At 64.5% G+C, this 14,437-nt stretch carries 12 protein-coding genes and 1 tRNA gene; 7 read left to right on the plus strand and 6 right to left on the minus strand.

What is annotated here, in order from left to right; all coding sequences use genetic code 11:
• Positions 1-67: 67 nt before the first annotated feature.
• Positions 68-1,267, plus strand: coding sequence for an aromatic ring-hydroxylating oxygenase subunit alpha (locus ABMA59_RS04505; protein ID WP_349004117.1), 1,200 nt, complete (start codon positions 68-70; stop codon positions 1,265-1,267).
• Here ABMA59_RS04505 and ABMA59_RS04510 read toward each other — a convergent pair.
• Positions 1,236-2,435, minus strand: a complete 1,200-nt coding sequence (locus tag ABMA59_RS04510; protein ID WP_349004118.1) for an MFS transporter — start codon at positions 2,433-2,435, stop codon at positions 1,236-1,238. The two genes, ABMA59_RS04505 and ABMA59_RS04510, sit on opposite strands and share 32 nt — an antisense overlap.
• 272 nt (positions 2,436-2,707) lie before the next feature.
• On the opposite strand from ABMA59_RS04510, the gene ABMA59_RS04515 reads away from it, so the two are divergent.
• Positions 2,708-3,709 carry a heparan-alpha-glucosaminide N-acetyltransferase gene (locus ABMA59_RS04515; protein ID WP_349004119.1) on the plus strand — a complete coding sequence of 334 codons (1,002 nt, stop codon included), beginning with the start codon at positions 2,708-2,710 and terminating at the stop codon, positions 3,707-3,709.
• Positions 3,706-4,182 (plus strand): methyltransferase family protein, encoded by a 477-nt coding sequence (locus ABMA59_RS04520; RefSeq protein ID WP_349004120.1) that lies wholly within the window; start codon positions 3,706-3,708, stop codon positions 4,180-4,182. Before ABMA59_RS04515 ends, ABMA59_RS04520 begins: the two co-directional genes overlap by 4 nt.
• A 23-nt stretch (positions 4,183-4,205) precedes the next feature.
• Here the strand turns inward: ABMA59_RS04520 and ABMA59_RS04525 are convergent, their stop codons facing one another.
• The 4 genes from ABMA59_RS04525 to mgtE form a co-directional block, all read right to left on the minus strand.
• Positions 4,206-5,615 carry an adenylate/guanylate cyclase domain-containing protein gene (locus ABMA59_RS04525; protein WP_349004121.1) on the minus strand — a complete coding sequence of 470 codons (1,410 nt, stop codon included), beginning with the start codon at positions 5,613-5,615 and terminating at the stop codon, positions 4,206-4,208.
• Between the two features lie 142 nt (positions 5,616-5,757).
• Entirely contained in the window at positions 5,758-6,144 is a 387-nt protein-coding gene (locus ABMA59_RS04530; RefSeq protein ID WP_349004122.1) for a MerR family transcriptional regulator, read from the minus strand.
• 117 nt (positions 6,145-6,261) lie between these two features.
• On the minus strand, positions 6,262-7,311 hold the full coding sequence (locus tag ABMA59_RS04535) for a hypothetical protein (RefSeq protein WP_349004123.1): 1,050 nt from the start codon (positions 7,309-7,311) through the stop codon (positions 6,262-6,264).
• A gap of 101 nt (positions 7,312-7,412) precedes the next feature.
• On the minus strand, positions 7,413-8,831 hold the full coding sequence (gene mgtE / locus ABMA59_RS04540) for a magnesium transporter (RefSeq protein WP_349004124.1): 1,419 nt from the start codon (positions 8,829-8,831) through the stop codon (positions 7,413-7,415).
• Between the two features lie 294 nt (positions 8,832-9,125).
• On the opposite strand from mgtE, the gene ABMA59_RS04545 reads away from it, so the two are divergent.
• From ABMA59_RS04545 to ABMA59_RS04560, 4 genes are all read left to right on the plus strand, one after another.
• Positions 9,126-9,210: transfer RNA gene (locus tag ABMA59_RS04545), tRNA-Leu, on the plus strand.
• A 144-nt stretch (positions 9,211-9,354) separates the two neighbouring features.
• Positions 9,355-10,095 (plus strand): lipoyl(octanoyl) transferase LipB, encoded by a 741-nt coding sequence (gene lipB, locus ABMA59_RS04550; protein ID WP_349004125.1) that lies wholly within the window; start codon positions 9,355-9,357, stop codon positions 10,093-10,095.
• Positions 10,095-11,861: a gamma-glutamyltransferase gene (ggt, locus tag ABMA59_RS04555; protein ID WP_349004126.1), complete on the plus strand. Its 1,767-nt coding sequence runs from the start codon at positions 10,095-10,097 to the stop codon at positions 11,859-11,861. Before lipB ends, ggt begins: the two co-directional genes overlap by 1 nt.
• A 420-nt stretch (positions 11,862-12,281) precedes the next feature.
• Entirely contained in the window at positions 12,282-13,046 is a 765-nt protein-coding gene (locus tag ABMA59_RS04560; protein ID WP_349004127.1) for a VOC family protein, read from the plus strand.
• A gap of 99 nt (positions 13,047-13,145) precedes the next feature.
• Here ABMA59_RS04560 and ABMA59_RS04565 read toward each other — a convergent pair whose 3' ends face one another.
• A complete protein-coding gene (locus ABMA59_RS04565) occupies positions 13,146-14,246 on the minus strand; it encodes a pyridoxal phosphate-dependent aminotransferase (RefSeq protein ID WP_349004128.1) in 1,101 nt (366 codons plus the stop codon).
• Positions 14,247-14,437 lie beyond the last annotated feature (191 nt).

The raw sequence follows: 14,437 nt of genomic DNA on the forward strand, positions 1-14,437 counted from the left end.
AAGCCGCGCCGGCACGGAGTTGACAAAGCCCGGCGCGAGGTGTCCGCTCATACAAATGGAGAACGCGATGACCCCTGAATCGGTGAAGAGCGATCCTTACAACGGCCTGCTGTCGGCCGAGGCCACCCTGCCTTCCGCCGCCTATTGGGACGAAGCGGAGTTCCAGCGCGAGCTTGAGGCGATCTGGTATCGCAACTGGATCATGGTCTGCCGCGAAGCAGACCTTTCCCAGCCGCTCGCCTACCGTGTCTTCACGCTGGGCACACAGCAGATCCTTATGCTGCGCGACGACCGGGGCGATTTGCACGCCTTCCACAACACCTGCCGTCATCGCGGCTCACAGCTTTGCCGCGACGCGGAGGGACGGCTGAAGGCGCGACTGCTGACCTGTCCCTATCATGCCTGGTCCTATTCGCTGCGCGGCGACCTCGTCCGCGTGCCGTCAAAATCGCTGCCGCCCGGCTTCGACAAGGCCGACTATCCGCTCTATCCCGTTGCCCTGTCGGCCTGGCGCGGTTTTGTCTTCATCAATCTCGCCGAAGATCCGCTGGGAACGCCGGCCTCCACGCTCGATCGCGATTCGGCAGACCTGGCGAACTGGCCGCTGGAAGGGCTGGTCACCGGCCATGTGCTGACCAAAGTCATGGACTGCAACTGGAAAATCTTCTGGGAAAATTTTAACGAATGCCTGCATTGCCCCGGCGTGCACAAGCATTTGTCCGCCCTTGTTCCGATCTACGGGCGCGGCCTGATGGCCCGCCATGACGACCCGGAATGGGCGTTGCATGCCGACAATGACGAACCGCAGTTCTCCGGCGGCCTGCGCCAGGGCGCCGAGACCTGGTCGCAGGACGGCGCCGCGCTGAAGCACCGTTTCGAGGGCCTGAGCGACCCGGAACGTGCCGCCGGCCAGAACTATGCGATGAACCTGCCGTCCATGTTCATCGTCGGCCATGTCGACTATGTCAGAACCGTGCGCCTTGTGCCGCTCGGCCCGGAGCAGACGGAACTCACCGCCGAATGGCTGTTCCCGCCGGAGGCGCTGACCGAGGCAAGCCAGGACATCGACAACATCGTCGCCTTCGGCAAGACCGTGCTGGAGGAGGACGCGGCGATCTGCGAGGTCAACCAGCGCGGCCTGCATGCGCGGCCGCATCGCGCCGGCGTGCTGATGCCGGAGGAATACGCTCTGCACCGCTTCCACGACTGGGTCCGCGGCGCCCGCCAACAGGCGGCTACATCGACTTCGGCAGGTAGCGCCACGTGATCAGGCCGCAAATGGCGGTGAAGAAGCCCAGCGTCGCGAACACCGCGCCCAGCCCGCCAAAGGCCAGGACGACCGAATAGATCAGGGGCGGCAGCAGTTCCGACAGGTCGAGATAAGTCCGGTACACCGCCGTCATTTGCGGCCGTTCATAGGCGCGTACCGAACGGATGAAGGGCGTGGAGCCCAGCGCATCCAGCGCCACGGCGAAGAAGGAGGCGACCAGCAGCAGAAGGCCCGCCGCGAGCGGAAAACCTTCGCCGCACAGTCCCGCCATCCAAAGCACGGCCGACAGCGCGAAAAAGCTCATCGCCATGGTGTTGCGCGCGCCGAACCGCCGGCCGAGGCGGCCCCACCAGATCGCGGTGAACAGCACCGCGTTGCCGGCCGACACGAGCAGGCCGCCGGCAAGTTCGCCCTGCCCGGTCGCCACCATCAGGATCGGCGCGTAGACGAAGAAGGTCGTCCAGAAGCAGGAGCGGCCGAAGGCGATGATCCAGGCCAGCCTCAGCCGCGGCTGCGCGACGAAGCGGCCGATATTGCTCAGCGGATTGACGGCGCGCGTCTTGCCCGGCCGGATCTGGGCGTTGTCGGTGAGCCGGAAATACCAGAACAGTATGAGCAGCGTCAGCGCGAAGGCCACGACCACCAGATGCGGCGCGACGATGCCGAAGCGGGTGTAGAGAAAGACGCCGAGCGTCGGGCCACCGGTCCACGCCACCATCGACCAGGCCATGCGCATCGATTCGGACTGCATCACGTCGGCCTTGCGGATGTGGTCCATGATGTAGAGGTTGAGCGTGATCGCCAGCGCGCTGGCACCCATGACGCGCAGCAGCATGCCGCCGACTTGGCCCGCCAGCGTGTGGGTGACGAACAGCGCGGAGCCCAGAGCCAGGAAACAGGTGCCGATCGTATAGACCCAGCGCCGCGACAGGCGGCCGATGATCATCGGCATGAACAGCGTGGCCGACAGGCCGAGTAGGGCGACGACCGTGTAGAGGATCGAGACACCCTGCTTGCTGGCCAATATCTCATAGGCCTGGATCGGGATGACGCTGGAGACTGTGGCGCGGGCGAAGGATTCCACCGCATAGAGGCTGGCGAAGGTCCGCGCGCCGGGCGGACGCACGGCGGGAAGCCAGATCGGATGCCTGACCTGTGTTGCCATCGGCGCCCCGCAAAACCGCCCGAGAATTCGCAGGCGGAGCGGAGCGCCGTTAGCAGGAAACCGACGATTCGGCGTCGTTATGGAATGCTGGCTAGCATCGAAACCGCTTGTGGTCCAAAGGCTTGATCACAGGGCGACGAAATCGGAGGAGGATGGTCGCGTCCGCGTCCGAAGCCGGTGGCATGGGACACCGTGGCCCCGCCCAATTCCGTTCACCTGCGCAGCCGCCCGTGCTAGCCGTGCTACACCGACCGGCAACGGGAACTTTCCGCATGCATCCTGATCCGCGATCCGACCAAAAAACCGCCGCCGGCCCAGGGCGGCTGGAATGGCTCGACGTGGCGCGCGGCGTGGCGCTCATTGCCATGGCGGTCTATCACTTCACCTGGGACCTCGAATTCTTCGGCTACGTGCTTCCCGGCACGACCGGTTTCGGCGCGTGGAAGCTGTTCGCCCGCTCTATCGCCTCGAGCTTCCTGTTTCTGGTCGGCGTCAGTCTCGTGTTGGCGCATGCACGCGGTATCCGTTGGCCCGGGTTCTGGCGGCGTTTCGCCATGGTTGCCGGTGCCGCGCTCGCGATCTCGGTGATCACCTATTTCGCGGTCCCCAACGCCTTCATCTTCTTCGGCATCCTCCATCAGATCGCGCTGGCAAGCCTGCTCGGTCTCGTCTTCCTGCGGCTGCCGGCGCTGTTGACCCTGCTGGTAGCCGTCGCGGTCATCGCACTGCCGCAGTTCTTCAGGAGCTACATTTTCAGTCACCCGGCGCTCTGGTGGGTCGGCTTGGCGCCTGCCAATCCGCGCTCCAATGATTATGTCCCGCTGTTCCCCTGGTTCGGAGCGGTCCTGCTGGGCATCGCCGTGGCGCGGCTTGCCGTCGACACCGGCCTGACGGCGCGCCTCGCGACGCTGCATCCGGGGCGCTGGTCGAGACCGCTGCAGTTCCTCGGCCGTCACAGCCTTGCCTTTTACCTCATTCACCAGCCGGTGCTGATCGGCTGTGTCTGGCTGTTCTCGCAGGTCTGGCCGGCCGCGCAGCAGACACCCGAGGTCGGCTTCCGCTATGCCTGCGAGGCGAACTGCCAACAGAGCCGAGACGAAGCCTTCTGCGCGCGCTATTGTGCGTGCATGCTCGACGGGCTCGAAACCAGTGGAGACTTGCCGAAGGTGCTTGCCGGCGCGGACGAGGCCGGTCTGCGCGAGCGTGTGACGGACCTCGCCGGTATGTGCACCGCGACGACCGAGGAGAACAATCTGGAGGACCCGGCGCCATGACCACGCCCCTCACCGCCCCGAACCGCGGGCCCTGGCCGCCGATCGTCTATCTGTCGGCGATAGCGGTCAGCATCGTCCTCTTCATCGTCTATCCCCTGCCCTGGATCGAGGGGCCGCTCAACGACATCCTGTTCGCTGCGGGCTGGCTGCTTGCCGCTGCCGGCGCCTTCATCGGCATTTCCGCCGTGCGGGTGATGCACAAAGCCAAAACCACGATCATGCCCAATCGCGTCTCCGAGCATCTCGTGACCTCGGGGCCGTTCTCCTTCACCCGCAACCCGATCTATCTCGGCAACACCATGATCACGCTCGGCGTCGGCCTGATCGTCGGAAGCGTCTGGTTCCTGCTCGCAGGGCTGATCGCGGCCTTCATGGTCCAGAAGATCACCATCCAGCCGGAGGAGAAGCATCTGGAAGCGCGCTTCGGCAAGAAATACCGCGACTACGCCACCCGGGTACGACGCTGGTTATAAGAACCTGCCGGAACGATCACGCGTCACGGAATGGCGTAGATTCGCACCTCGCGCTCAATGCCGCGCAGGTTCATGTCCTGCGATACCGGCGTCAGGCGCTTTGATTCGAGTATGCCGGCAGAATCCTTGTTTTCCATGACGGCGCTGGTGACGAAGATTTCCCGCGACGTGGCGAGCCCCTGTACGCGCGAGGCGATGTTGACCGTTTGCCCGAAATAGTCCTGCCGGTCGTTCATGGTGACGGCGATGCAAGGGCCTTCATGCACGCCGATCTTCAGGAGCAGGTCCTCGCTGCCGCTTTTCCGATTAAGTTCCTGCATGGCCTCGCGCATGCGCAGCGCCGCCGCAACCGCACGGTCGGGCGTCGGGAAGGTCGCCATCACCGCGTCGCCGATCGTCTTGACCACGGCGCCGGCTTCAGCCGCGACGATGTCCTGCAGCACCTGGAAATGGCTGCGGACCAGGTCGAAGGCGGTGAGATCGCCGACCCGCTCATAGAGTTCGGTCGAGCCGCGCAGGTCGGTGAATAGGAACGTCAGGCTGGTGATCTTCAGCCGCTGGTCGACCGCCACCGTTTCGGTACGGTAGAGGTCGCGGAACGTCTGATTGGTGAGTAACCGCTTGGCCGTCAGGAAGGGTCGGCGTTTCTCGATCAGATGGTGCAGCGGGTCGCCGGCAATGAAAACGGCGGGAAGGACGCGCGTGCTGCTGCGGTTCTCGATGGCGATCCGCATAGGTCCGGGGCGCATCTCCAACGTCTGGTTGTCCACGTGCTCGCGATCGTAGACGAGCGAAAGATTCTGCCGCTCGCGTGTCGGTTCGCCCTTGACGTCGATGAACTGAACGGCATGCGTCACCGCCTCGAAGACGATGATGAACTCTGCCGGCAATTGCAGCGAGAGGACAATCTTTTCGCCCGGATCGACCTCGACGTGTTCGATCACCATGCTTTCGAGCGTCTCGACATAGTCGTTTTCCGGCAGGTCGACCCCGGAACCCCAATAGAGCTGGCGCAGATATTCAAAGAGCGGCATTTCCTCCGGATTGTGCGCCGCGATGCGGCGCACGCGCGGACTCACCGTGAAGGTGACCTCCACCATCTCGTCCAGAGTGGGCGAATAGCCTTCGGCGCAAAGCGAGCAGACATATTCTTCCCGCGCCACCGTCTTCAGCGTCGTGTTGGAATCGAGCACGCCGCCGCAGCCGGGACAAAGCACGTTCCACGAAATGTCGAACAGGCCTATCGAAGCCGCATGCAGGAACCCGGCAATGGCGCGCTCCTCGTCGAGACCGTGCTTGGCGGCGAAGGCCAGCACATTCACCCGGCAGAGTTCGCGGTCGGAGCCGTCGGTGACGAGCTTTTCGACGGCCTGCGCGACGTTCGGATCGGCGGAATTGCGCAACAACCCAAAAAGGGAACTGGTCTCGCTCATCGTGTGCCTCCGCAAACAGAGCGCCGAAACGAACTGCTATCTAATACGCCCTCAAGCTGACTTTTGTTACCTCTTGATTCGCCACTTGCCGACAGCTTTGTGTCAGGAGCCCCGATCATGGCACACCGATCTGAGCCCCCTTTCAGGTGTTGACGCCGAGTTCGGCCAGGCGCTCGACGCAGGATTCCTCCGCCTGATCGAGTTCCGCGAGAGACTCCTCGAGGTCGCGGCGCTTCTGGCGAAGGTCTTCCTTCTTCTCGTTGATGCGCTTGATCAGCAGCTTCAACTGCCCGACCTCGCCCGGCGGCTCGCGGTAGATCTGGATGATTTCGCGGATCTCGTTGATCGAAAAACCCAGCCTTTTGCCACGCAGGATCTGGCGGACAAGGTGCCGGTCGGAAGGCCGGAACAACCGCGTGCGCCCTCTCCGGATGGGTTGAATCAGCCCCTCGTCCTCATAGAAGCGCAAGGTGCGCGTCGATATGTCGAACTCCTTGGTGAGTTCGGTAATCGAATAATATTCGCGCATCTGCCGTCCTGCCGGGAGTTTCCGAAGCGGAAACATCGCATGGCATTTACGTAAAAGTCAATTCAAACCACGGCCGCCGCCCTGACCCGAGAAGCAGACTGCGGGTCGATTCGCTGCCTATCTGCTCGCCTCCAGGCTTGCGCGCACTTCGTCGATCTTGCCGAAATCGTCGCCGACACCGAGCACGTCCTTGGCCCAGTCCATCATCTCGTCGTCGACATAGTCGTCACCATATTGCGCCAGACGATTCTGATTCGCGGCAGCCTCCAGCGCATCCCGAAGCGTCTCGTCGTCCGTACCCACCGCGGCCGCGTCAGCCGCCTTGCGGGCATCGGCGGCATCCGCCGTCGCGTCAGCGAGAGCATCGGCCTCGGGGCTACCCAGGATCGACCCAAGATCCGCGATCTCCTCGTCCAGCGCGGCTTGATCCTCTGGCGCGACCTCGACCGATTTCAGGTGATCCAGCCGATCGTTGAGTTCCGAGAGGGTGGGATCGTCGTAGACGCCAACCGCGTCATCATAAGGTACCGGGTCGATACGATCGACGACCGTTGCGAAATCCTCGCGCGCCGTCGCCAGTTGGGAATTCGCAGCGTCAAGTTTGTCCCGGGCGATGTCCAGTTCGGCCGAGGCCATCACATAGTCCCGAATGGCGGCCATGCGCGGCGACTGCGAATTCAGATAGGCATGGTAATTGCGGTTCAGCGAATTGAGGCCCGCAAGTTTGGCCTTGAAATTCTTCTCCTTGACCGGCTTGACGCCGGGTACCGGCGCGAGGTCAGGAACGGCTGCAAACTGCTGAGCCCGGGCCCTGCCGGCCGCCTTCGCGGACTTGGCCTTGGAGCCGCCCTTGCCATCCAGGCTCGCAGCCCGCGACCGGTCCTTGCCGAAAGCCGATCCGGAGGAGCCGCGTGACGAGGCCGACTTTCCGTTGTCGGATTTGGCCGAACTCCCATGCTCGCCGCCGCGGTCATGGCCACCGCCATGGCCGTTTCCGCCGCCATTGCCGTGACCGTCACCGCCGCCATTACCGCCTCCGTTGCCATTTTCCTTGGCAAAGGCGGGCGTCGGCCCGATCGATCCCAGTTTGCCGAAATCCAGTTGGAACGGAAGGACGCTCAGCGCGACGATGGAAGCGGTGACGAGAGCGATTCTTGCGCGTTTCATCGTTGAATCCTCCACATACATTAAGACAGAACTAGCGCCCGATCGGTCGCTCGACCACCACCCTTCGATAAATTTAGGTCTCGTCATAAATGCGGGAGTGATCAGCCCAGATGCAGCCACCAGGTGGCGAGGCTGAGAAAGGCGAGAAAACCGATGACGTCGGTGATCATGGTCGTGAAGATCGACGACGAGATCGCCGGGTCGGCGCCGAGCCGGTCGAGCAGCAGCGGGATCAGGATGCCGCCGAGGGCCGCCGCCAGCATGTTGATGACCATGGCGGTGGCGATGACATAGCCGAGATCGGGATTGTGGAACCACAGACCGGCGATGACGCCGATGATCACCGCGACGATCGAGCCGTTGAGCAGGCCGACCAGCACCTCGCGACGGATGACGCGGCCGGCATTGTAGATGTCGAGGTCTTTCGTGGCGAGCGCGCGCACCGTCACCGTCATGGTCTGCGTGCCGGCATTGCCGCCGAGCGACGCGACGATCGGCATGAGTGCCGCCAGCGCCACCATCTCCTCGATGGTCGCGCCGAACTGGCTGATGACGGTGGCCGAGATGAAGGCCGTCGCCAGGTTCACCAGCAGCCACGGCACCCGCGAGCGCGAGGTCGCCACCACCGTGTCCGACAGTTCCTCATCGCCGACGCCGCCCATGCGCAGCAGGTCTTCCTCTGCCTCCTGCTGGATCACGTCGACCACGTCGTCGATGGTGAGCACGCCGACCAGCCGCTCGTTCTCGTCGACGACTGCCGCCGACAGAAGATCGTATTGCTCGAACTCGCGCGCCGCCTCTTCCTGGTCCATCGTGGCCGGGATCGCATGCCGCGTCTCGTGCATGATCTCTTCGATCTTTACCGAGCGCTTGGTGCGCAGGATCTGGTCGAGGTCGATGGCGCCGAGCAGCTTGAACGACGGGTCGATGACAAAGATCTGGCTGAAGCGGTCAGGAAGATTGTTGTCCTCGCGCATGTAGTCGATCGTCTGGCCGACCGTCCAGAACGGCGGCACCGCGACGAACTCCGTCTGCATGCGGCGGCCGGCCGACTCTTCCGGATAGTCGAGCGAGCGGCGCAGCCTGATCCGCTCCGTGAACGGCAGTTGCGCCAGAATCTCGTCCTGGTCGGCCTGGTCGAGGTCTTCGAGAATGTAGACGGCGTCGTCGGAATCGAGTTCCTGCACCGCCTTGGCGATCTGCGCGTTGGGCAGATTGTCGACGATGTCGAGGCGGATCGCCTCGTCGACCTCGGTCAGCGCGGAAAAATCGAAATCCGTGCCGAGCAGGTCGACAAGCGTGCGCCGCTGCTCCGGCAGCAGGGCCTCAAGCAGGTCGCCGAGCTCGGACTGGTGCAGGTCGCCGACATCCTTGCGCAGGATCAGGATGTCGCGGTCGGCGATCGCCGCGCCGATATGCGCGACGAAGGACGGGCGGATCACCCCGTCTTCGCCATAGATGTCGGCATGCTCGGCCTCATGGCCGGCGCCGACCGCCGTCGTTTCCTCCTGGCCTTCCAACTGCGCGTCGCCCTGCAATGTCCGGATTGGTCGAGCCGCAGGTTTAGCGCGCAAGGGGCGGGAATTTCAAACGAAATGCGCCTGCGGCAGACGGGTTGGACGATATGTCCAAGCCACCGGCAAATCGTGGCGACCGGCCGAGACGTGCATCCCTGGCCGGCATTTTTCCGCCTGCATGCCCAGGCCGCGATGCCGACGGCATTGCGTCGGCGAATTCGTTTCCGCCGCACTTGTTTCGCCGGAACTGATTTGCTAAAGGCCGCGAGCCGGTTCCGACCGGCCCTTTCGTGACGTGCGGTCGTGGCGGAATTGGTAGACGCGCAGCGTTGAGGTCGCTGTGGGGCAACCCGTGGAAGTTCGAGTCTTCTCGACCGCACCATCACTCTCTCAGTCGTCATGAGATTGTCACGGCAGAGCGCCTTCGGGCGGGCTGACGTCGGTTGGCGCGCGAAGCGACAGCGGAGACCGGAGAACTGGACGCGCCGGCTGCGAGCGTCCATATTGACCGCGATCGGATTGTCCCATGCAACGCAACGAAATTGCTACGTCTTTCCATCCTTCGCCGGGCTCTGCTCCGGTGGAGTGGCTGGTCGAGGCAGGCCTCACGCCATACGCCCAGGCGCTCACCTTCATGGAGGAGCGAGTCGCGGCGATCCGCGAAGGGCGCGCCGGCGAGTTGGTCTGGCTGGTCGAGCATCCGCCGCTCTACACCGCCGGCACCAGCGCAAAGGTCGAGGATCTCGTCGACCCCAACCGCTTTCCGGTGTTCGACGCCGGGCGCGGCGGCGAATACACCTATCATGGGCCGGGCCAGCGGGTCGCCTATGCCATGCTCGACCTGAAGCGGAGGCGCGAGGACGTTCGCGCCTTCGTGGCGGCGCTGGAGGAGTGGATAATCGCCTCGCTGGCCGCCTTCAACGTGCGCGGCGAGCGGCGCGAAGACCGGGTCGGCGTCTGGGTGATGCGGCCGGACCGCCCGCCGGCGCCGGACGGAGGTATTGCCGAGGACAAGATCGCGGCGATCGGCATCCGCCTGCGCCGCTGGGTCAGCTTTCACGGCATCGCCGTCAATGTGGAACCCGACCTGACGCATTTTTCCGGCATCGTACCCTGCGGGGTGAGCGACCATGGCGTCACCAGCCTGGTCGACCTCGGCCTGCCGGTCACGCTCGACGATTTCGACGTCGCGCTGAAGGCGGCGTTCCAGCAGGTGTTCGGCCCGGTGGCCGAAGGGTCTGTCCGACCCGAAAGGATGGCGGGCTGATGGGCTGGCGGACAAGCGCGTTGGGTCTGCTGCCGGCGCTGGCGCTTGCAGCGCTTCTTCCGTTCCAAGCCTTTGCCCAACAGGCATCCGACGCGGTCGCGCCGGAGCAGGCAAGCGGCACCCAGCAGGTCAAGGCCGTCACCGCCTCGCGCCAGATGGTGGTGGCCGCCCATCCGATCGCGGCGCAAGCCGGCATCGACGTGCTGAGAGCGGGAGGCAACGCGGCCGACGCGCTGGTCGCGGTGCAGGTAATGCTCGGTCTGGTCGAGCCGCAATCCTCCGGGATCGGCGGCGGCGCGTTCCTCGTCTGGTATGATGCCGCGAGCGGCACGATCACGACGTTCGACGCGCGCGAAACCGCGCCGGCCGAGACCACGCCCGATCTATTCCGCGACGCCGCCGGCAAACCGATGGATTTCTTCAAAGCCGTGGTGGGCGGGCGATCGGTCGGCGCGCCCGGCGTGCCGAGGCTTCTGGAGATCGTGCATCGGCGATACGGGACGCGGCCGTGGCCTTCGCTGTTCGAATCGGCGATCCGGTTGGCGGATGGCGGGTTCGAGGTGTCGCCCCGCCTTGCGTCCTCGGTCGCCGAAACCGCGGACCTGTTCGAAAAACCCTCCTCCGCCCGGGCCTATTTCTTCGATGCTGCAGGCGCGCCTTTGAAGGCCGGCTACCGCCTCGTCAACACGTCCTATGCCTCGACGCTGCGGACCCTGGCATCGCAAGGCGCCGACGCCTTTTACACAGGCCCTATCGCCGCCGACATCGTCCGCGCCGTGCGCTCGCATCCGACCAATCCCGGTCTCCTTTCGGCGGACGATCTCGCCAACTACCGCGTCAAGGAACGCGCGGCGGTCTGCGCGCCGTATCGCAGCCACGATGTCTGCGGCATGGGACCGCCCTCCTCCGGGGCCATCGCCATCGGCCAGATTCTTGGCCTGCTCGAACCGTTCGACGTCGCGACGCTCGGCCCCGATGACCCGCAAAGCTGGCGGCTGATCGGCGACGCGACGCGGCTGGCCTTCGCCGACCGCGAGCGATACGTCGCCGACAGCGATTTTGTCTCGATCCCCAAGGGCCTGCTCGACCCGGCCTATCTCAAGGACCGCTCCGCCCTGCTTCGCCGCCCGAACGCGCTGGGCGAGGGCGAAGCCAAAGCCGGCGAGCCGCCCTGGGACAAGGCCGAACTGCGCATCGACGGCGTGTCGGCGGAAATCCCGTCGACCTCGCATTTTGTCGTCGCCGATGCCGCCGGCAACGTCGCCTCGATCACCACTTCGGTCGAGAACGCTTTTGGTTCGCGGCTGATGGTGGACGGTTTCCTGCTCAACAACCAGCTCACCGATTTTTCGTTCTCGCCGGTCAAGGACGGCCAGAACGTCGCCAACCGCGTCGAGCCGCGAAAACGGCCGCGCTCGTCCATGTCGCCGACGATCGTGCTCAAGGACGGCAAGCCGGCCTTCGCGCTGGGATCGCCCGGCGGCAGCAACATCATCTCCTACGTGACCACCACCCTGATCGGTCTGATCGACTGGAAGATGGACATGCAGGCGGCGATAGCGCTGCCGCATTTCGTCAACCGCTTCGGCCCCTACGACATCGAAAAAGGGACGAAGGCGGAAGACCTCGCCGACGACCTGACCGCGCTGGGCTTCAAGGTCACGGCCAAGGATCTGAATTCCGGCCTGCACGGTGTCGCCTGGACGCCGAAAGGCCTGGTCGGCGGCGCTGATCCTCGCCGGGAAGGCCTCGCGGTCGGCGATTGATCTTGATCGGTCAAAGCGCGCCGATCCATAGCGATACCGTAATCAGAAAGGTGCTCATCGATACCAGCGATACGACGTCCTGAATGAAATCGGTCATCACTCTCTCCTGTTTCGAATTTGTTTACATTTTGTTCTAAGTTTGTTCGAACGTCAATGCTGGAACAGACCGGAAACATGCATTCCCGGCACGGCGCGAATCGGTGGTTAACGAAAGGTTGACGGCGCGCGTTTCCGTTGAAATTCATTGGGGACGACCGGTGTTATCGTCACGAGGCGGAAATCCGCTCAGCCGGCACGTCCCCTCGCGTGTCAGGAGCCTGCCGGATTCTTCCTGCTGCGCCTTTCCTCTGTCACTTCCCGGGCGCATTCTCCCCGCGTGCGGTCGTAAGGCCGCGTCAAAAATGTCCGAAGGAGCAAGCCATGCCCGCGAGCAGATTCTTCTGGTACGAACTGATGACCACCGACGTCCAGGCCGCCGCTGCGTTCTACAAGGCCGTCATCGGCTGGAATTCGGAGAATTGGGGCGACCCGCAAAAGCCCTATGTCATCATGAAGGTCGGCGAGACCGGCGTCAGCGGCGTCATGGCGATACCGGACGAAGCCAAGGCAATGGGCACGCCGCCCATGTGGCTCGGCTATATCTACGCCAAGGACACGGACGCCGCGACGGCCAGCGTCGCCGCCGCGGGCGGCAAGGTCTATCGCGAGCCGGCCGACATTCCGGAGATCGGCCGCTTCTCCGTGGTCGCCGACCCGCAGGGCGCCACCTTCATGCTGATGACGCCGCAAGGCCCCGACCAGCCGCCAATGCCATCCAGCACGCCCGGCGCCATCGGCTGGCGCGAACTCTACACGACCGACTGGAAGGCAGCGCTCGACTTCTACACCAGCCAGTTCGGCTGGACGGCCGACCAGGCGATGGACATGGGACCGATGGGCACCTACCAGCTCTTCGCCGTCGAAGGCCAGCAATCCGGCGGCATGATGAACAAACCCGCCAACATCCCGATGCCGCTCTGGCAGTTCTATTTCACCGTCGACGGCCTCGACGCCGCGGTCGGACGGGTGAAGGCAAATGGCGGCCAGGTGCTCATGGAGCCGATGCAGGTGCCCGGGGGCTCGTGGATCGCCCCCTGCATGGACCCGCAAGGCGCTGTGTTCTCGCTGACCGCGATGGAGCGATAGGGCTTCGGTCTGATTTTCCAGCGGCGGTCAGTTTTTTAACCGTCGGTTCCGCCCCTCACCTGCCTGCCGGCAAGAAAGAGAGGGGCGGGGCCGAAACGTTTAGCCCCTCAGCGTCCGCTCGAAAATCGCCAGCGCATCCCCAAAACCCTCCGCCTGCGCGGCGAAGCCGACCCGGAAATGCTCGGGGCTGCCAAAGCAGTCGCCGGGCGCGACCAGCACGCCGGCGGCCGCCAGCGCCTGGCAGAAGGGCCGGCTGTCGCGGCCGTCCTTGAACCACGGGAAAGCGACGGTGCCGCCCTCCGGCTCCGCCCATGCGACTGTGTCGGAAACCCGCTCCATGACGGCCGACAGCGCCGCGCGATTGGCACTGGCCACCGCGACCAGGCGGTCGAGCAAGACCTCGTGGTTGTCGAGCGCATGGGCCGCCAGTTCTTCGAGTACCGGCGAACTGCTGATGGTGAAATAGCTGCGTGCGTCGATGGCGCGCTTGCGCAGTTCGGGGTCGGCGATGATCAGCCATCCCGTCCGGAGGCCCGCCAGCGACAGCGCCTTCGACATGTCGCCCATGACGATGGCGTTCGGCACGGACGCGGCCGTCGGCGATTGCCGGCCGAAATAGAGCGGGTGATAGACCTCGTCGACGACGAGCGGCACGCCGCGTTCGCCCAGTTTCTGTGCCAGCGCCTCGATTTCGCCGGGCGGCATGACCGCGCCGGTCGGGTTGTGCGGCGTATTGACCAGAACCAGCGCCGTGTCGTCGTCCGTCGCCACCAAAATCGCTTCCGCGCTCTGGCGGAACCCTTCCTCTCGCTGAAGCGGGTAGGAATTCACCCCCAGGCCCCAGGCGTCCGCCATGGCCGCGAAAGGCGAGAAGGCCGGCGTGGGCAGCACGATGTTGGCGCCAGGCCTCGCCACCAGGCAGAGCACGATCAGCAGCGCTTCCGAGGCCCCTGTCGTCACCACCACCCAGTCCGGGTCGACGCCAAGAAAGCCGCCGAGCGCCTCACGCACCCGTTTTCCGCCCTCGGGCGGCGCATAGCCGATCTTTACGCCGCCGATGTCACGGCCGCCGCCCAGCGCCAGCAGTTCGTCCACGGACCATTTCGGCCCGGTGCTGGCGGCAAGATTGTAGCGGATCGGGGGCGTGGCGAATTCGTGGGCAGCCAGCCAGTGGTCGAGCAGGAAGGGCGGAAGATTCATGGACGAACTCTCTCGGCAAGTGTTCTGAAAACCTATCCGCGGCGGAGAGCGAGAACTAGGGCCACCACCGTTTGCCACTGGCGGCACGTTATGATTTGGGGCTGTCGAACGGCCTCGTTGTCCTGCCTGGATCGAAGTTCCCAGCGCAATGGCTGCGAACCGCTTTCTCTCCCGCAAACGGGCGGGTAAGA

The sequence above is a fragment of the Mesorhizobium yinganensis genome, assembly GCF_040081985.1.
Classification (GTDB): Bacteria; Pseudomonadota; Alphaproteobacteria; order Rhizobiales; family Rhizobiaceae; genus Kumtagia; species Kumtagia yinganensis.